Source organism: Chryseobacterium sp. JM1 (genome assembly GCF_000737715.1).
Lineage (GTDB): Bacteria > Bacteroidota > Bacteroidia > Flavobacteriales > Weeksellaceae > Chryseobacterium.
This window is the reverse complement of sequence record NZ_JPRN01000002.1, coordinates 81,167-100,380: the sequence shown is the minus strand read 5'-3', so window position 1 is coordinate 100,380 and position 19,214 is coordinate 81,167. Positions and strand designations below refer to the sequence as shown.

The 19,214-nt window shown below is 38.9% G+C and carries 17 protein-coding genes; 7 read left to right on the top strand and 10 right to left on the bottom strand.

What is annotated here, in order from left to right; translation table 11 throughout:
• Positions 1-88: 88 nt before the first annotated feature.
• The 3 genes from IW22_RS02715 (at position 89) to pth (ending at position 2,656) form a co-directional block, all read left to right on the top strand.
• Entirely contained in the window at positions 89-964 is an 876-nt protein-coding gene (locus IW22_RS02715) for a hypothetical protein (protein ID WP_034723984.1), read from the top strand.
• A 97-nt stretch (positions 965-1,061) separates the two neighbouring features.
• Entirely contained in the window at positions 1,062-2,006 is a 945-nt protein-coding gene (locus IW22_RS02710) for a hypothetical protein (RefSeq protein WP_034723983.1), read from the top strand.
• Positions 2,007-2,092: 86 nt separating this feature from the next.
• Positions 2,093-2,656: an aminoacyl-tRNA hydrolase gene (gene pth, locus IW22_RS02705; protein WP_034723982.1), complete on the top strand. Its 564-nt coding sequence runs from the start codon at positions 2,093-2,095 to the stop codon at positions 2,654-2,656.
• A gap of 169 nt (positions 2,657-2,825) precedes the next feature.
• Here the strand turns inward: pth and IW22_RS02700 are convergent, their stop codons facing one another.
• From IW22_RS02700 to IW22_RS02665, 8 genes are all read right to left on the bottom strand, one after another.
• On the bottom strand, positions 2,826-3,461 hold the full coding sequence (locus tag IW22_RS02700; protein WP_034723981.1) for a carbonic anhydrase: 636 nt from the start codon (positions 3,459-3,461) through the stop codon (positions 2,826-2,828).
• Between the two features lie 49 nt (positions 3,462-3,510).
• Positions 3,511-5,103 carry a SulP family inorganic anion transporter gene (locus IW22_RS02695; protein WP_034723980.1) on the bottom strand — a complete coding sequence of 531 codons (1,593 nt, stop codon included), beginning with the start codon at positions 5,101-5,103 and terminating at the stop codon, positions 3,511-3,513.
• 148 nt (positions 5,104-5,251) lie between these two features.
• Complete coding sequence (locus tag IW22_RS02690; protein ID WP_034723978.1) at positions 5,252-5,551, bottom strand: hypothetical protein; 300 nt, start codon at positions 5,549-5,551, stop codon at positions 5,252-5,254.
• A 22-nt stretch (positions 5,552-5,573) separates the two neighbouring features.
• Complete coding sequence (locus IW22_RS02685; protein ID WP_034723977.1) at positions 5,574-6,242, bottom strand: carbonic anhydrase; 669 nt, start codon at positions 6,240-6,242, stop codon at positions 5,574-5,576.
• 342 nt (positions 6,243-6,584) lie between these two features.
• Positions 6,585-11,549, bottom strand: a complete 4,965-nt coding sequence (locus tag IW22_RS02680) for a T9SS type A sorting domain-containing protein (protein WP_081873874.1) — start codon at positions 11,547-11,549, stop codon at positions 6,585-6,587.
• A 462-nt stretch (positions 11,550-12,011) separates the two neighbouring features.
• On the bottom strand, positions 12,012-12,563 hold the full coding sequence (locus IW22_RS02675) for a serine acetyltransferase (protein WP_034723975.1): 552 nt from the start codon (positions 12,561-12,563) through the stop codon (positions 12,012-12,014).
• An 11-nt stretch (positions 12,564-12,574) separates the two neighbouring features.
• Positions 12,575-13,726 carry a glycosyltransferase gene (locus IW22_RS02670; RefSeq protein ID WP_034723974.1) on the bottom strand — a complete coding sequence of 384 codons (1,152 nt, stop codon included), beginning with the start codon at positions 13,724-13,726 and terminating at the stop codon, positions 12,575-12,577.
• The gene (locus IW22_RS02665) at positions 13,726-14,289 is read right to left on the bottom strand and encodes an acyltransferase (RefSeq protein WP_228383981.1); all 564 of its coding nucleotides are present in this window, start codon (positions 14,287-14,289) and stop codon (positions 13,726-13,728) included. Before IW22_RS02665 ends, IW22_RS02670 begins: the two co-directional genes overlap by 1 nt.
• Positions 14,290-14,338: 49 nt before the next feature.
• Between IW22_RS02665 and IW22_RS02660 the strand changes: the two genes are divergently transcribed.
• From IW22_RS02660 to IW22_RS02650, 3 genes are read left to right on the top strand one after another with little or no spacing between them, the layout of a single operon-like run.
• Complete coding sequence (locus IW22_RS02660; protein WP_034723973.1) at positions 14,339-15,313, top strand: ketoacyl-ACP synthase III; 975 nt, start codon at positions 14,339-14,341, stop codon at positions 15,311-15,313.
• Positions 15,314-15,343: 30 nt separating this feature from the next.
• Complete coding sequence (locus IW22_RS02655; RefSeq protein ID WP_034723971.1) at positions 15,344-15,577, top strand: phosphopantetheine-binding protein; 234 nt, start codon at positions 15,344-15,346, stop codon at positions 15,575-15,577.
• Positions 15,577-16,335 carry an SDR family NAD(P)-dependent oxidoreductase gene (locus IW22_RS02650; protein ID WP_034723969.1) on the top strand — a complete coding sequence of 253 codons (759 nt, stop codon included), beginning with the start codon at positions 15,577-15,579 and terminating at the stop codon, positions 16,333-16,335. Before IW22_RS02655 ends, IW22_RS02650 begins: the two co-directional genes overlap by 1 nt.
• Here the strand turns inward: IW22_RS02650 and IW22_RS02645 are convergent.
• Complete coding sequence (locus tag IW22_RS02645) at positions 16,332-17,495, bottom strand: glycosyltransferase (protein WP_051890968.1); 1,164 nt, start codon at positions 17,493-17,495, stop codon at positions 16,332-16,334. The two genes, IW22_RS02650 and IW22_RS02645, sit on opposite strands and share 4 nt — an antisense overlap.
• On the bottom strand, positions 17,492-18,334 hold the full coding sequence (locus IW22_RS02640; RefSeq protein ID WP_034723967.1) for a glycosyltransferase family 2 protein: 843 nt from the start codon (positions 18,332-18,334) through the stop codon (positions 17,492-17,494). The genes IW22_RS02645 and IW22_RS02640 overlap by 4 nt, the downstream gene beginning before the upstream one ends.
• Positions 18,335-18,430: 96 nt before the next feature.
• On the opposite strand from IW22_RS02640, the gene IW22_RS02635 reads away from it, so the two are divergent.
• Complete coding sequence (locus IW22_RS02635) at positions 18,431-19,201, top strand: class I SAM-dependent methyltransferase (protein WP_034723964.1); 771 nt, start codon at positions 18,431-18,433, stop codon at positions 19,199-19,201.
• Positions 19,202-19,214: the final 13 nt, after the last annotated feature.

Sequence of the window (19,214 nt, the reverse complement as noted above, 5' to 3'; positions counted from 1 at the left end):
GATATAGATTATTACGAATTTGTTGAATAAGTAAATGTTTTCATCGAAAAAATGAATTATATTTGTAAACTCACTAAAATATTTTTTCATGGGAAAAAACTATCTTTTTAAAGTCATGACCGGAGTGTTTTTCGGACTTCTGGTTTCTTGTGACAATTCTTCTTCAGACCAATTCGAGCCTAGTGCCAATGATGGCGGAAACAATGGAAACACAACACCTCCGCCTGCCAGAGTTCTGGAAAAGATCACTTTAAATTCCAACATTCAGGAGGAATATACCGTTAGCGGATCCGTTTTTCAAAAGGGAATGTTAAAAGATGGTACGACCAATAACTATTATACAGGTACTGCTACGTATATCAATAATAAAATCGGGAAAATAAAATTTGTCGGAAGCCTTACCGGCAGTACGGTTTACGATTTCAGTGTAAGTGAAAACAGCAACGGCTATGTATACAGTGCAACATGTACTGCGACAGCTGCTGTGGCACTGGATTCTTTTGTAAGCGACTATGTTTTCACCTATGATACGGCGGGCAAAAAGCTTGTGAAAATCATGGAAAAAAGAAAGGTAGCTGGAAATACGGCATACAGCCTGTTTACAGAAAGTACCTTTACTTATATGGGAGATAATATCTTCAAGGCAGAATGTCTTAAAGGAACCCTTACAGGAACTGGAGATCCTAATATGGCAACCGCTAAGAAAACGGTTTACAGCTATCAAAACTATGATTCAAAGATCAGCCCGTTCTCTACGCTTCCCAAGTCTTTCTTTACAGCGTGGAGTCTTCTGCGTCCTGAGAATTTCTACAGAATCTCACCGAACAATCCTACATCGGTATTTGTAATGCCTCCATCTCCGGCACCGGGTGTGGATACTCCGATGACGTATCTGTATGATGCCTATAATTATCCTGTCTCTGATAAGAACCAGGCACTTAAATATGTTTACAGAACTTTATAAGCGGATTTGATTATCGGTTTTACTTGAATATAAATAAAAACATAACTTTTATTCAGAAAAAAGTTATATTTGTCAAAAAATAAACAATTACCTGGAAATGAAACGACTTTTCTACTTTATTTTATTAATAGCAGGGTTTTCTTCAATACATTCCTGCAAAGACATGTTAGACGAAGACGGGGATCCATTATTGGATCTGAATGATACTGGAGGATTGAACGGTCCAAGAGGTTTATACAGAGAAATTACAAATAAAGATACGTTAGCAGAATATCACTACAGTGGGCTTTTGGTAACAAGAGTGATCACAGACAGTGCTTCTATTACAGATATTGCTTACAGTGGAAACAAAATTAGCCAGGTTACTTTCAACGGATTTTTAGATCTTGACGGTAACGGGAAACTGGATAAAGACAGTGTTTCTTACAGTCAGTTGTTTACTTATGGACCTAACGACAGACTGGTAACCGTTTCTGAGAACCGTTCTGTTTTCAGAAGACCTCCGCCTGTACCACCGGCAACCAATCCGGGGCCTCAGACCCTTTTAAGAAAGGCAAAGACACTTTATGATGTAAAGTATAATGCTTCTACGGCCAAGATGGATTCTATCATCATGAAAACCGGCCCGGATGTTTCAGGAACTACTTTTGCCTTTACAAATTATTCCAGAACAGGTTATACATATCTAGGAGACAATGTTTCTAAAGTGGTAAGACATTATGGACCTGCAACAGGACCTGTGACGGCACCGGTATTCGGAAGACCTACTACTAAATTTGCCTATGAATTCTTTAATTACGATACCGAGATCAGTCCATTTACACTGCTTCCTTCAGTATATAAAATTTCAAGACTTTTATCTACGGAAATTAATGACAGGGAAAGTCACATCCTTTCTCCGAACAATCCTAAGAAAGCTTCTGTAACAGATCTTTTACCTCCGATACCTTCACCGGTGATCAGAACAACCAACTACAACTACGATCCTCAGACCTATATGACAAGAGGGTTTGGTGTAAACTACATTTATAAGCCTTTCTAAAAAGAATCTTTATAATATACAGGCCCAATCTTCATAAGATTGGGCTTTTTTATTTTTTATCTCTTAATTTTGCAAAAAATTTCTCAATGAAATATTTAGTAGTCGGTCTTGGAAACAAAGGCCCGGAATATGAAAATACACGCCACAATATAGGATTCAAAGTTGCAGAGAAAATCGCGGAAACGCTTGATGCTTCATTTAATACCACCAATTTCGGATGGATGGCGGAAGGAAAGTACAAAGGAAGAAAAGTATTCGTTCTGAAGCCTGACACCTATATGAATCTTTCCGGAAATGCAGTGAGATTCTGGATGCAGAAAGAGAATATCCCTTTGGAAAATGTGCTGATCATTACCGATGATCTTGCCCTTCCGTTTGGTACCCTGAGAATGAAAATGAAAGGTTCCGATGCCGGTCACAACGGACTGAAAAGCATCAATGAAATGTTGCAGACCCAGAATTATGCAAGACTTCGTTTCGGAATTTCTGCAGATTTTTCAGAAGGCCGCCAGGTAGATTATGTTCTGGGAACATGGACAGAGGAAGAAAATGAAAAGCTTGGTGAAAGAATTGAAAAATTCTCTAAAGCCAGTCTGTCCTTTGTTTTCGCAGGAATCGGGAATACCATGTCTGCATTTAACGGGAAGTAATTAAGGCTGGAAGCTGGAAGAAGGAGGCTGGAAGTTCCTACACATCAATATAAAAACAAAGACCACCGAATACCGGTGGTCTTTTTGTGCTTAAAAAATCAATTTCCAATCTAACTATAACATGATTTTTTAGGTATGTGTAATAAAAAAATGCGCAAATTTTTATGTCTTACAACCAGGTTACAACTCCGGTTTCAACATCATAGTTCGCTCCAACTATTTTAATCTTACCTTCATCTTCAAGGTTTTTAAGGGTTGAACTTTGGGTACGAATATCTTCGATTGCGCTTTTTACATTTTGCTGATTCAGCCTTTCCAAAAGCGAAGCGTTTTTTGATGAACGGTCTTCACCCTCTTCAATGATTTCATTGATGATCGGGTCGAAATGATTGATCAGGTGGTTCAGGTTATCCATTCCCATTCCCTGGATTTGTGCTGCATCCAAACCTCCTTTTAAGGCACCGCACTTCGTATGTCCTAAAACGACAACAAGCTTGGAACCGGCAACGTTACAGCCAAATTCCATGGAGCCTAAAATATCCTGATTGATAAAATTACCTGCAATTCTGATACTGAAAACATCGCCTAATCCCTGATCAAAGATCAATTCTGCAGAAGTACGGCTGTCTATACAGCTTAAAACAACTGCAAAAGGCCATTGTCCTTCACGTGTTGCATTCACCTGTTCTAAAAGATCTCTGTTTGCCTTTAAATTATTGACAAATCTCTGGTTTCCATCTTTTAGGAAATTCAGTGCTTTTTCAGGTGTAATTGTAGATTGAGTTTCAGAAGTATGTGCTTTCATATGATTGGTTTGTTCTTGTTAAAATTAATAAAATTATTGGAATGTGAGCTTACATTGCTCTTTTGTGTGTGATTAAGATGTGAGAATCTTCATCGGTTTCATAATCTTTGTATGACGTTTTGAAACCTAATAGTTCCACATTAATGTCTTCTTCTTTTGCCCTGATATTGGCGAAATCCTGGATCATTTCCAGTACGTCGGTCGCAATATATGAGGTTCCTCTTGCGTCAATGGTTACCGTAGAATTAGATTTAATGTTTTTTAATGTCTTTTTGATTGCTGCCTTATTTAAGAAAGAAACTTCTTCGGCAAGCTTGATATTAATTCCGTCTGCATCATCCAGCTTTTCTCTGCTCAGATAATAAGCACGCTTCATATTTCCCTGAAGGATATAGAATACGGAGATCGCCAGACCGATACCTACCCCTTTCAGAAGGTCAGTTGCCACTACAGCTACTACGGTCGCTACGAACGGAATGAACTGGAATTTACCCAAATGCCAGAAATGTTTGAAGGTCGCTGGTTTTGCCAGTTTATATCCTACAAGAATCAGTACTGCGGCAAGGGTAGCCAGCGGTATAAGGTTAAGAATAAACGGAATGGTCAATACGCATACCAGTAGAAGTACACCATGGATCATTGCAGAAAGCTTTGAAGTAGCTCCCGCATTGGCATTGGCAGAACTTCTTACCACTACAGAAGTCATAGGCAGTCCTCCGATGAATGAGCTGATCAGGTTACCGATTCCCTGTGCCTTAAGCTCAAGGTTGGTATCCGTAATTCTTCTCTGCTTATCCAGTCGGTCAGAAGCTTCGATACAAAGCAGGGTTTCAATAGAAGCTACAATGGCAATCGTTGCTCCTACTATCCATACCTTAGGATTGGTGAATCCTCCAAAATCAGGCATCGTAACAAGATTTTTGAAGTCATCCAATGACTTGGGAACGGGTAGTGAAACCAGATGCTGTGTACCAATAGCTAATGAACTTCCGGACAGTTTGAACAGTTCGTTAAGAAGTATTCCTGCCACTACTGCTACCAGTGCTCCCGGAAGCATTTTCATTCTTTTTAAAGCCGGAATTTTATCCCAGGCGATAAGAATACCTACCGAAAACAAGGTTACTACAATAGCGCCCATGTGTATGGCTCCGAATAATTCTGTGAAATATCCGAAATTCAGACCGTTGTCAAATATAGATTCATGCCCTTCGTAATCCTTGTCGAACCCCATGGCATGAGGAATTTGTTTTAAAATAATGATGATCCCAATGGCGGCAAGCATTCCCTCGATAACATTGTTCGGGAAATAATTGGATATACTTCCGGCTCTGATAAATCCTAAAATTAGCTGGAGAAGTCCCGCAATGATTCCTGCGCAAAGGAAAAGTTCGAAAGCGCCAAGATCTGTGATCGCTGTTAAAACAATCGCGGTAAGACCGGCTGCCGGACCTGATACCGATATATTGGAGTTACTTAGAAATCCTACGACTAATCCTCCTACAATACCGGAAATGACTCCGGATAAGGGTGGTGCTCCTGATGCTAAAGCGATTCCGAGACATAATGGAAGCGCTACTAAGAATACAACGAGTCCGGAAGGGAAATTCTCCTTGATTCCTCCTATGAATGATGTTTTTTTCATAATGTTTCTTGAAAAATACTATAACCGACTGATCTATACGCAGATGATCAGTTATAAAAGATTGGAAATTTAAATTTAAAAAGCACACGTATCCTATATCAGTTTCTGATATGAATACTATTAAAAAAAATCTAACTATACTTTAAATTTAGGCTTCCGGAGGCGGAGAAAATATGGTAAGTAAAGGTGACAGATGAAAGGAATCATCTATCAGCACAAAAGAAACGCCCTGAAGGTCAGGCTCGGAAAACTTCACATAATCGAATACGTCCAAGGTTTTCGGAAGCGTTTTTTCATAAACAATAAAAGAGGATGGGTGAGAATGCGGCTCTTCTTCATTGATGATCACATTGGTCCTTGCGATATCCCAGCCAGCTATCGCAGCAATGCCAGGCAGTGCTGTGAAGTTGAGAAAGAAGGTCAATACAATAATACTCCAGAATTTCATCTTACATTCATTTTTAGAAAAACTACGTCGTTTTTCTGCTCATTACCCAATCAGAACTTGTAAGGTTATATATTTTTTGGATGTCTTTCAGGATTTTCTCGAAATCGATATCCAAATCTATGATTTTACCCGTTCTAAGGTCAAAAACCCAGCCGTGAACAGTAGGATATTCTTCTAATATATATCTTTCCTGTACGCAGGCCATTTTGATCACGTTGATGCACTGCTCCTGAACATTAAGCTCAACAAGTCGGTCATAACGTTTTCCCTGATCTTCAATAGAATCTAATTCTGTCTGGTGAATTCTGTAAACATCACGAATGTTTCTCAACCATGGATTCAGTAACCCTAAATCCTGAGGAGTCATCGCTGCTTTTACGCCACCGCAGTTGTAATGTCCGCATACGATAATGTGTTTTACCTTAAGATGTTCTACGGCATATTGAATAACCGCTGTGGAACTCATGTCTAAAGTGTTGACTACATTAGCAATATTTCTGTGAACAAAAACATCTCCCGGTTTTGCTCCCATGATTTCTTCCGCTGTCACCCTGCTGTCCGAGCATCCTATGTACAGATAATCGGGGTTTTGGGTTTTGGCTAGCTCATGGAAAAATTCAGGATCTTTTGAAATTTTAGATTCTACCCATTGTCTGTTGTTTTCGAAAATATCTTTATACGATTGTGACATAATTTTAAATACTAAAGGTTTACAATTATTTATTTCGTTTAAATTATTTTCAAATTCAATAGATCAAATCAATAATTATGCAAAAATATAATTTTTGCGGAAAATGCAATCACTTTTAACAATATTTAATATTAAAATATGCTTAAAATCATGTTTAAAATCACTGATAGATACAGTTTCCGGATGAATTGACCTTAAAAATTAATAATCCAAACTCAAAAAAGCTATCTAAATTTACAAACTATAAACGATAAAATTAAAAATAGAGATTAAAATATTATTAATTCTACAAAAAAACCGCCTCAAAAATTGAGACGGTTCAAATTTTACTTTGTTTTAGTATTATTTCTTGATAATTTTCACTATCGTTTCAGAATTGTTGATTCTTACTAGATAAGCGCCCGATATCAAAGAAGAGAGATCCGTACGGTCATTTTCAAACTTCCCGGATTTCACAAGCTGGCCGGAAAGGTTATAAATCTGATAGTAATAGTCTTTTGCTCTGTCGTTTCCTTTGATGTACAATACACTTTTCACAGGATTAGGGAAGAACTGAAGCTTATTCTGAGCTACTTTTTCCTCAATCACTGATTTTGCAAGGATATCTTTTGCTTTAGCCAAAGCATTTTTAGGAACCGGAATCGCGAAAGGTTCATATCTTCCGATTTCGTTTCCATTGGTGTCATACTTGATTTCTGCACAACGGCATGACATCGCGGCCTGCGGACGGAAACCAAATGTTGGTGTTAAATAATACAGTTTATCCGTAGCTCCAACAGTTTGGGTGATGACCGCATTAAACAACATTCCCAGAGAAGAACCGGCACCACCCTGATTGGCGGCTGTCCAGATTCCTGACTTCATAAAGGTATCAGGATTTCCTCCCAGTTTGGAAGCGTCTAATGCATTTCCTCCATTGAATCCTCTTATTCCGTTGTTCGGGAATGTTCCGATATTGTATTCAGGTCTGTTTAAAATGAATCCATATCTGAATGAACCCGTACCTGCTGCATTTCCATATACAAAGCCACCCAGATAGTTCATTTTGTTGATGTCATATGCTTCATTGCTTACATAGGTGTTGTCTTTACCTGGATCAATTCCGTAAGAATTTGTGAATTTTGCATTGTAGAACCATGGCGTATTTCCTTTTGAGATAAGGTTTCCAAGGATAACACCGGTAGACACACTTTCCATATCCACAATTCTCCAGCCTGCCGGACAAGGGTCGTAAGCCGATTTTTCAGTGGCATGTCCCCATCTTTCAGGCATATTGCCGTTTTCGTCCGAAACCCAGTCCAGTTTTGTAGCATCAGACTGATACAGATAACTTAAAGGATTGGTAGCGGAATACTTCACTACTTTCTTCAGTTTATCAGCTTTAGAATCAGATGGTGAAACATTCGCTGTTGCAGAATAAGTGGTGTAAGGCTGGGTATAGCTCGTTAAATATTCAGGCTCCAGCATATTGTTCGCATACGGAATAGCTCCTGTAGTGGCATTGGCATGGTTATTCTGTCTGTACACAAAATAGTCATTGAATGGTCTTTTACCGCTCACAAAATGATTATAAAACATTCCCGGATTGTAAAATACAGGCAACGGATCTTTTCTTCCCCACTGGAAATGAAGACCGCCGCTGTCATGCATTTGGTCCAATCTGGCCACTGCAGTAGGATTATTGTTGTTATAAGAACCTAACGGTCCTGTGTAAGCAGCGGTATTGTATCCGTAAATATGTTCGCTGATGAAAGGGAGTTTTGCTCCTAAATCCCTGTCCATAAAGGTAGTTTTCATAGGAACGCCCGCACTGGTCATTGGGTCTACAAACTGATCGTTAGCAGGAATAACTCCACCATTGGCCGCGTTTTCCGGATCAAATGTGTAGGTTTCAATAACAGATCTTGGCGCCCAGATATGCCAGCTCCATAATACCGGATCATTGTGCTTGTTGGCTGTCCATGTACCGCTTCCTACGTGAAGGGCAACCACGGCATTCCCTGTAGCATTAGGATTTAAAGTAACCTTTAAGATGGCAGTCTCTATCGGGCCATCTACAATTTCCATCTTTTGGATCAGGCTCGTATTGTTGGTCCATACCACGGAAGAAGACTTTGTACTTTCTGCCGGGAAAGAAAAATCTGTACTTAAATGCAGCTTGTGCATCGCGTAGGCTTTTCTTATTGGAATTTCAATGATCCTGTCATTATCCTTATTGGGATCTACTTTGTTTCCATTCGGATTAGGAGTTACCAAAGCAGGATTGGTGTATTCTACATAACTGTTGGGCAGTTTAGTCCATGATTTTACAGTTTCCGTAGAATAGGTTTCCGTAGTTGAAGCCACGAATTCCGTTTCAAAAGCTGCCGGCATAAAGGCACTGTTAGGATCGTATATACAACGAACACCACCACTGCTGCTGTAAGCACTTGTTGAGAATCTGTGCCATCCCGGTCTTGGTTTGGAACCGCTTAACGGATCTGAAATTAAAGTTAAACCTGCAGCTCCAAATGAAGGATATCTTACCTGATTTATTACTTCAGTTGCCGTCATAAATGTTGCTGTTAATAAACCACCATCTGCACTCTGATCCTGGAAATTAACCACCGGAGTGATCCATCCTGTTCCGTATTTTAAAGAACTGGTACCGTTTGGATAGTTTTCATAATTTCCGTTGATAGGGAATTTACCCAGATTCATTCCGGAAACGCCTGAAAAGTCAAATCCGAACTGAGGATAAACTTTGATACCCGGATAATCCGCATTTAAAGCCGTAGCATTGAATTCAGGATCAACCGTATTTCCGGTATGTTTTCCCCAAGGGCTGTATCTGTTTTCATTTGGCATTGGAGTACCGGAATTTCTTCCTCCTGAAAAGTAACTTGAAGGAACTCTCCAGTTACAAGGACAAGGGTCATATGGTGATTTCAGCGCGTATCTTGAACTGGCTTCTCCCACCGAGGCATCATCAATATCTGAATAATTCCCCTGGCGGGTATCTCCCCAAAGATCCCATGCAGCTATATTTTCGCGGTAAGGAGGAAGGTATTTTTTGTATTTCTCCTTTGAAAACCACGTGGTGATGCCGACCTGTGTCCAGCTGTTATTGTCATTCTGTTTTAGGAAATCTTCACCGTCGTTTAATAGAGCTTCCCCTTTTTTAGCGACAAACACCGGTGTTGCGATAAAACTTATCGGGTTTTGTATAGAAAATCTGATATTTCCGTTAGGCGTATCTGTTCCCGTATTGATCTGGGTAGTATATTTACTTCCCCTTACTTTTATGAATTTAGACTGAAAAGCAGGATCTGTATAAGATAAATTGATCTCCCCATTGATCGGGTAGAGGCTTAAATCCTTAAGACCAAATGATGGGAATGGGTCTTTTCTTCCCCACTGATATTGCAGCCCGGCAGATTTATGCCAGTCGTTGCCTACAAAATTCGCGCTGGTGGCACCTAAGTTTCTGTCCATCCACTTCCAGTTGGTAACAGGATTACCATCTTTGTCTTTTTCGAAACCGTGATGGTAAGTGCTTCCGTTTACAGAAGGATCGTCCGTTGCCCATACGTGCCATGTCCAGTAGATCTGGTCATTCACTTTGTAAGATACGACAGCGTTACCTTCTTTTATTTTATTGATCAGAACTTTGATCTTAGCATTTTCTCCTGTTCCTTCCAGGGTAACAGATTTGATAAGTCCCGGTTCATCTTCCCAGTATAATCCTGCTTTAGCGATGCCATCAGGGATTTTGGTGTAGACTCCGTTGTCGTTCTTCATGAAATCGCCGCCTTTAGCCCACATTTCGTATGCTTTTTTAACGGGGATATACAAACCGTCTACCTGACTTCCGTTTTTATCCTTTCCTGTGAAGACATAACTGTTGGGAGCTTTCGTCCAGTCTGTAACAAGCGTTGGCTGTGCTCCCGGATTAATGGTGTAACAGTTAACAGAACATTCCGATGCTTCATTTTTATACGCAGCAGTATTTCCAAAAATACCGGTATACTTAATGAACTTGGAAATCTCCCTTTCTATATCCTGTAATGATCTTTTGGTCTGATAGGACGTATTTACATCATTTCTCAGTGCTCCTACACCGTAGAGAGTCATTTCATAGGTATCGGAAATCAATAAATTTTCAGATCCGGGTCCTCTTCGAATTCCCAGTCCGTTGGTATACCCAAAATAAGGACCGCCGTAATTACTGGTTGTATTCGGATTTAAGTCAATATAAGTTCCATCATTTTTATAAACTCTTAAACCTGTTGCAAGACTGGATACAATCACTACAGGCTGCTGATCAGGAATGATTTCAGATAAATTTTTCCATGTTCTGTTATAGAGATTGAAATATCTGCTTTCCAAACGGGTCGGATCCTTGAAATTGAAATATCCCGGACCGTCAGGTTCTCCCGGCCACTGACTGAACTTCATGAAAAATCCATTGGCTGAAAATTTACCGGCAAAAATATATACCGGATCATCGTAGCTGTACAGATACGGAATAGGGTGTCCGGCTGCTTCATTGTATATAAATTCAGGAGTTGATCCGAGTGCGTTCGTAATGGCTTCCGTATTAATCAGTTTTACAGATTTGGTATCATTCGGTTCTGTTATAATGTCTGATGGGTTGGTTGGTGAAAAAACGACATCGTTTTTTTTATTATCCATTAAAACATTACTCAGTTTGTTCCAGGAATAGGCTGAAGTTACCCTGTCTTTGATTCCTGTAGCTTTTCCATTAGCATCTGTGATCAGTGTACCTGCTTTTTTAGGGGTTAAAAGCATGGTGTATTCATTTTCATCCAGTTCACAGTTGCCGATAGCATAATCTCCCTGTTTGTAATGGTTTACCGTTTTCCCCCAGACTACACTGCTGAAATTGGCAGTACCAGAATCGGAGCTTAGTTCAACTTTTACATTGTGATTGGGATTTACAGAGGCGGGCAATTCAAAAGTTGCTTTTAAATTTTCGTTATACTGATTGTACGAGTATAAGGTTTTACACCAGCCGGTTACCCATTCTCCCTGAGCATTCTGATACTTAATGGAAAGCAGAATATTGCTGTCGGTAAAGGGTTTGGAGAGTTGACCGTTCATAACGACCAGTCCTTTTTCATTCACATTTTGTGAAATGATTAGAAGAGGATCCAGATCATAAACGCCGGGTGGTGTTGGCGTTTTAAGTCTGGACCCACTGGGTTTCTCATCTGGTTTCAGGATAGGAATGGTCCCCGAAAATGCATGAGACGCTGCCATACAAAAGACTGCAGCAAAAATCTTTAATGTTGATTTTTTTTTCATACGTATTAAAATTAAAAGTGTTTTTACGGAAAGTAAGGCGCTGTAAATGGTTAACAATCAGCAGATAAAAAGTAGTGAAAATCTCTATAATCAATGCTGGTTTTAATCCCAACCTGAGTAATAGAAGATGGAAATTTTACAACTGAAAGCTATTGCTGTTTATTAATTTAAAATAGATCAGTGACTTGATGGGATTTCTGAAGCAGTGCTGCTTTCAAAAGTGAAGAAAATACAGCATCATAGAAGAATGCATGATCCTTAGGAAGTAATCTTTTTTTCATGGGGTGTGTTTTTAAGTTATTGTGTTTTGTTTTTTTTGAATGATTAAAAATTTTAACCAGAAAGTTTAGTTTTCAAAAATTCTCTAACAAAAATCGACAAAAAAACTTTTTCCCACAATAGGGACATGGATTTTTTCAAGGAAAAATTTCCAATATCGATATAAATCTATGGATAGATTTCTTACACCTTATGGTTGATGTAAGCTTCTGTAGCTCTTTCGTTTGGGTAAATGGTTCCCGGATTTCCCATGACTACAGAATTGGGAGGGACATCAAAATTAACATATGAATTGGGAGCAATCAGTACATTGTTTCCCACTGTAATTCCGCCAACAATAACGGCATTGGCTCCGATCCAGACTTCATCACTGATGGTAGGAAACCCCTGAAGTTTACCACGGTTCTGTTGCCCGATAGTCACCCCTTGCGCAATATTGCAGTTTTTCCCGATTTTAACCTTAGGATTAATGACCAAACTTCCCCAATGGCCCAGATAAAAACCTTCCCCGATTTCAGTTTCAGGATAAATCTGATACCCATATTTGATCTGATAATGTCTGAGAACAAATTTCCAGAATACTCCCAGAATAGGCTTGTTGCGGTGCTTCTGGGCTTTTCTTAAAACATAAATAAAATGCAGATTGGGATTGATACATTTTTTCCAGATCTCAAATGAAGAGAGCCATTGTCCGCTTTCCCGGTAAAAATCTTTTTGTATAAGTGTATAACCCATTCTTAAACTATTTATAATTCATCGATGATTTCCTGAAGCTGTGCCACAGACTTCTCCAGTACAAAAGGCAGATCTGCTGCTTTAATTTCGTTTTCGTAACGGCTGACAAGCTCCCTGTCGGTAAGGAATTTCTTCATTCCTTCGTAGATTCCGTCTTCAGAATTGGGCATAATCAGTCCTAATTTTCCATCCTGCAGAAGATCTTTGATTCCGGAAACATCGGTAGATACCACCGGTTTATTCAGGATCAGTGCTTCGGCGATAATGGTTGGGAAACCTTCATGTCTGGAGGACATCACATAAAAATCAGCCTTTTTTAAATATGGATAAGGATTGCTTCTGAAGCCTAGCATTTTTACAGTTTCCTGAAGTCCAAGCTCATTGAGTTGGGTTTGGGTTTTCTCAAATTCAAAACCGTCACCAATGATGATAATCTGATGTTTCAGTCCTTCATCAATCAGTTTTTTATGAACATCCAGAAGCCTGTCGTAGCCTTTCTGTCGATAAACCGTTCCGATGGTAATAAACGTGGGAATGTCATTGGAAAAAGGATAATCATCAATGGCTGTGTTCGCCTTTTTTAACGTGTCCTGTTTATCAATAGGATTGAAAATTTTCACCACTGCTTGTTTCTCCCTGTCGTTTTGTGCAACTTTCTGCATTTCTTCTTTCAACTTATTGGAAATAACCAGTATTCTGTCGAATTGGAAAAGCTGTCGGATGACATCCTGTGTATATTCTTTAAGGTTGAAAATATCATTCTGAATCCAGATGATTTTCTTTGAATCCTTTTGCGGGCTGGATAACAGTTCTCTGTACATCCCATGGATGGCACCTATTTCTACGTCGTATTTTTTATCTTTTAAAACAAATTTATAAAGCAGGGAAGGGAACCAGAGAAACATTTTCTGATACAGCACCCTGAATGCTTTCACCGGAATTTCATGAGGTTTGTTCGTGGTGATCATCTCTCCCTTCAGAAGATAATGAAGTTTCACCCATGACGGAACTTCTTTGATGTACATACCTGTATAAAGGTTGATGAGTAAATCAACTTCGTATTTGTCTTCCGGAAGGTTTTTGAGAAAATTGATCAAAACTTTTTCTGCACCACCATGTCGGAGTGAACCGATGCGTATCAGGATTTTCTTTTTTGCAGCCATTATCTTACAGGTTTATAACTGTGTGGAAGGTGTTCTTTGATATACGCTTCTAATTTTGGACGATCTAATTCAAGTTCCCGTGGATACATGACATTATTTTTAAGGGCTTTGTCTCCATATTCCTCAATGGTACAGATGAATTTGGCAGGAACACCGGCAAAAACACTGCCCGCAGGCATAGAAGTCGTCAGGATAGATCCTGCTCCTAAAACACAGTTATTACCCATTTCCACGCCCAGCATAATCGTAGTATCTGCCCCGATTAAGCATTGTTTGCCAATTTTTATTCTTCCGAATGCTCTTACATCTTTATATTTTTCAAAGAAATGTAGGGCATTATAGCCTCCGTCATGATTAATAAATCTCACATTATTTGAAAAGGTAGTTTCGTCACCTATTTCAATTAAAAAAGGTTCCGTTCCGAATTCAGGAACATCTACGAAACGTACATTTTTTCCTACTTTCAATCCTTTTGCAATATTGACTTTAAGGTAGATTTTTTGTATCATCAGCTGATAAGTAGTGTGGATTTTTAATATAATCCGGAATAGGAAAATCATCATTTGAGTAATCTGCTTTTTTGTTTTACTTTTACAAAGAAAAAGAATTTCTATGATAAAAGTTTCCAAAATAGAATATTATTTGCCGGGCCATGTTCTCACCAATGAGGATCTTGAAAAAGAATTTCCGGAATGGAGCTCCGATAGAATTCACGAGAAAATAGGGATTAAACAGCGCCATATTTCCTCAGACAGCGAGACCGTACTGGAGCTTGCCGTAAAGTCCTCCGAAAAGCTTTTCGAAAATTACGACAGGAACAAAGTAGATTTTATTCTGTTCTGTACCCAAAGTCCGGATTATTTCCTTCCTACGACGGCCTGTATTCTTCAGGACCGGTTGGGGCTCAGAAGGAATATAGGAGCTACAGATTTTAATTTGGGATGTTCTGGATTTATTTATGGACTGGCTTTTGCTAAAGGATTAATCATGTCCGGGATTGCGAAGAGTATTTTACTGATCACCTCAGAAACGTATTCGAAGCATATCAACCCGAAAGATAAAGCCAACCGAAGTATATTTGGGGATGCATCAGCCTCTGTGATTATAGAGAAAGATGAAAATGCAAAGGACTTTCAATTCAGTCTGGGAACAGACGGAAGTGGTGCAGAGAATCTTATTGTAAAGAAGGGAGCTTTCAAAACGGATTTTGAACTGAATCCTGACAATGAGTTTGAGCCTGAAAATCTGTACATGAACGGACCTGAAATTTTTAATTTCACGATTGAAAATATTCCGGGGCTGGTAAAAGAAACTCTGGAAAAGAATGGGTTGACCATGGAAGATATTGATCATTTTGTGTTTCATCAGGCTAATTCTTTTATGCTGAATTATTTAAGGAAAAAGATTAAAATTCCGGCAGAAAAGTTTTATATTGATATGGAAAACACAGGAAATACGGTATCTGCAACCATTCCAATTGCGTTGAAGAATATGCTGGATCAGGGAATGCTGAAAAAAGGAGACCGTGTATTAATGGCAGGTTTTGGAGTAGGATATTCATGGGGAGCAACCGTACTGGACATTTAAAAAGTATAAAAGCCATAAAATAAAAGATATATGAAGACATCCGTTTTTTTAGAGAAATTACAGGAAGAATTAGAAGAAGATGAAACGCTTACAGTGGACACCAATTTAAAGAGTCTGGAAAGCTATGACTCCATCAGTCTGCTTTCAGTGATTGCATTTGTTGATGAAAATTTTGATAAGAAAGTTGATACAAGGCACTTTAAAGATGTAGAAACCGTTTCTGATCTTATGAATGTAATTGGTAAAGAAAACTTCGAGGATTAATGAATCAGTTTTCTTTAAAAGATAAAATAATTCTTATTACAGGGGCTTCTTCCGGCATCGGGAGAAGCTGTTCTGTAGAATGCAGCAGGAGTGGAGCTAGTCTTATTCTTATCGCAAGAAACGGAGAAGAGCTTCAGAAAACAGTTTCTATGCTGAATCCTGATACCAAGGCAGAAACCATTATTGCAGATATCACCACGGCAGAAAACCTTGAAGAGCTGATTGCAGAAAAAGTGCCTGTTTTAGGGAAAATCTCAGGGTTTATTCACTGCGCAGGCATTGAAAAAACGCTACCCTTGAAAAAGCATACTCCTCAATTATACAACGATATTTTCGCCGTCAATGTGATCTCCGGTTTTGAAATTGCCAAGATTTTATCCCTTAAAAAATATAAAACCGAAAACTCTAGTTTTGTCTTCATTTCCTCAGTGGCAGGAATGGTGGGCGAAATAGGAAAAACAGCTTATTCAGCGAGTAAAGGAGCTGTAATTTCAGGTGCACGTTCTCTGGCGATGGAACTTTCAAGAAGTGGCATCAGGGTTAACAGTGTGAGTCCGGCTATGGTCAATACACCCATACTGGAAAAAATGTTCGAAAACATTGGAGAAGAAGCTGCCGAAGAAATCCTTAAAAAACATCCACTCGGAATAGGGCAGCCTGAAGATGTCGCCAATGCCTGTATTTTCCTGCTTTCAGATGGAGCAAAGTGGATTACAGGATCTAATCTTGTGGTAGACGGAGGATATTCCGCTCATTAATTCTTTTGGTAAAGGTCTTCAAGAATTCCTTCTACTGCATCAAAAATTTTCTGATTGTCAAACTGGTCCTCTATGGTTTCCAGGTTTTTTCTGATTCTGGCAGTCAGCTCAGGATCCGTTAGAAAAGTCTTCATAGCATAATACATTTCCTCCGTTTCATAATTGATAAGGTAGCCGGTTTCACGGTCTTTGATCATCATCGCGACATCTCCTGTATCGGTAGCAATAATAGGCTTCTGAAGGATTAATGCTTCAGCAATGACCAGGGGCCAGGCCTCAGATTCAGAAGGAAGAATGAAATAATCTGCATTTTTAACATACGGATAGGGGTTCATTTTGTTACCTGCTAGAATAAAAGTCTCCTGAACATTGTTATGACGGATTTGTTCGGTAAGGTTTTTCTGTTCTTCGCCGCTTCCTAAAATCATAATCGTATGATGGAAACCTTCATCGATCAGTTTTTTGTGGGCATCAATCAGTTTATGATAGCCTTTTCTGTCGTGAAGACGTCCCACAGAAACAAAAAGAGGTCCTTCGGGAAGAGTTTCTATTTTTTCTTCCGCTTTTCTTTTGATTTCGTCAATAGGAATAGCGTTGATTACTACACTTTCGTGCGGATATTTCAAATCCGGGTAATACAAATGCATCATATCTTTGATCTTCTGAGAACAGTAAATCATATGATCGAATTGCGGGAAGTTTTTAAGGATATCAGGAACCAGTGGCTGTAATTTAGGGACATTGATTTCAGAGTGAAACCAGCCCAGTTTTCTGGAAGCAGCGTTGCTTGAATTGATAACAGATGAAAATGTAGAATAACTGGGGGCGATCTCGATATCGAATTTTTTATTTCCTAAAAGACGGTCAGAAATCTTATGATCTTTCTGAGAACGGGAAAGCTTCAGCCTTCTTCGGAACAGCTGCAGTTTATGGATCAGCGGATTTTTAGAAAAATCTTCTTTGCCATCCGTGATGTATACTTTTTTAACATGTTTGGGAAATTCATCTCTCAGTTCGCCCTGGTTCAGATTCAGGCAGACTGTGATATCAAATTTTTCAGGATTGAGATTATTGAGGATACTGAGAATCACTTTTTCCACGCCGCCCATCTCCATGGAACGGTGTCTGAAAAGGACCTTGATTTTATTATTCTTCATCATGAACTAAAGATTTGTTGTGCAAATATTTTTAGCTTTTTCTTTATTCTAAAACTTATGGAGCTTTGATATTCCAATAAACTATAAATTTCGGCTGAGTTGTTATATTCATTCGGAACAGGCTTACCATTGACTGTTTTAAGATTTCTCCGATGCATGGCATTGAAAATCACCTTTGCAAAATACTCGCGGGACTTCGGTCTGTTATCATTCTGAGAAATCCCTCCGGAATGGGTTCTGTAAAGATAGTTGGCTTCATTGATAAACTGTACTTTTCCTTTTTCGTACATCTTTAAGTACAGATCCTGATCTTCGGCAATTTTCATCACGGTATTGATCTTTTCCGTCTGCTCATAAACACTTTTTCTGAAGCTGACAAAGTGAACAATATGAACCGGACAATTAAAAAAATATGGATCATGGTTCGGAACACTCATCGTCAACTTGGGAATTTCTATCGGATCAAGGTTTTCGTCACATTTTACGAATTTAGAATAGGTAAGGACTACTTCTTTATTTTTTGTGAAAATCTCAACGCTTGAAAGCAACGCGTTGGGTGTAATGGCATCATCAGGATCTACAAAACCGCAGATGTCTCCGGTTGAGAACTCAATAAGTTTACTTTTTGTAACTCCTACACCGCTGTTTTCTGCGTTCTCATACAGTTTGAAGCGAGAATCATTTCCTATGATCTTTTTGATGACTTCCAAAGAATCGTCGGTAGAGGAATCATCCAGAATGACAGCTTCCCAGTTATCATAAGTTTGCGCAATAATGGAATCGTAACAGGTCTTGAAAAATTTACCATTATTGTAATTGGCAATCAGGATAGAAAACTTCATTGGACATCTTGGTGTTTTTGATAAATAAATTTTCACAAAGATAAAAATTAAACATTACAGAAAAATAATTATTTTTGTGGACTAAACTTTAACACAGTGAGTGAAATAGCAAGAGTTCTCAAAACTTTTATCGGATATCTGAAAAGGCCCGATCTCTATCCGGAATTGGGCCGGAAAATTATCAAAAATACAATAAACAGAAGCAATTCTTTTAAAGGTAAAGATAAAACCAAATCATGGGCTGCAGCAAGGTCTGTTTCCCAAAAAGAAGCCGTTTCAAAGCTGTTTGGCCTTGAAATAGAGGAGTTCCGAAAGGACTATGCAGATGTTCTGAAAACTTCTGAACAAAAGGAAAAAGCATGTCCTGTAAAAATGGGCGGTCCCGGAGCACTGGAACTGATGTATTATGCATGTGAATTTACCAATGCACAGAACGTGGTGGAAACCGGTGTGGCATACGGATGGTCTTCCCTGGCTTCCCTGTTGTCTCTGGCAAAAAGAAACGGAACGCTGTACAGTTCAGATATGCCATATCTGGCACAGGACGGTGATCAGTATGTAGGTTATGTAGTGCCGGAAAGTCTGAAACCCAATTGGAAATTATTCCGTTTTGCGGATAAAGAATCTTTGCCGAAGATTTTTGCTGAAAATTCAGTTTTTGATGTTCTGCATTATGATTCGGATAAGAGCTACAATGGAAGGATGTGGGCATACAATGAGCTGTACAAACATCTGAAAAAAGGAGGCGTATTCATCAGTGACGATATTGGTGATAATTCCGCTTATCAGGATTTCTGTGAAAAAAATACTATAGAAACAACAGTAGTGGAGTATGAAGGAAAATACATTGGAGTTTTTATAAAGTAATTTCTGTACTTAT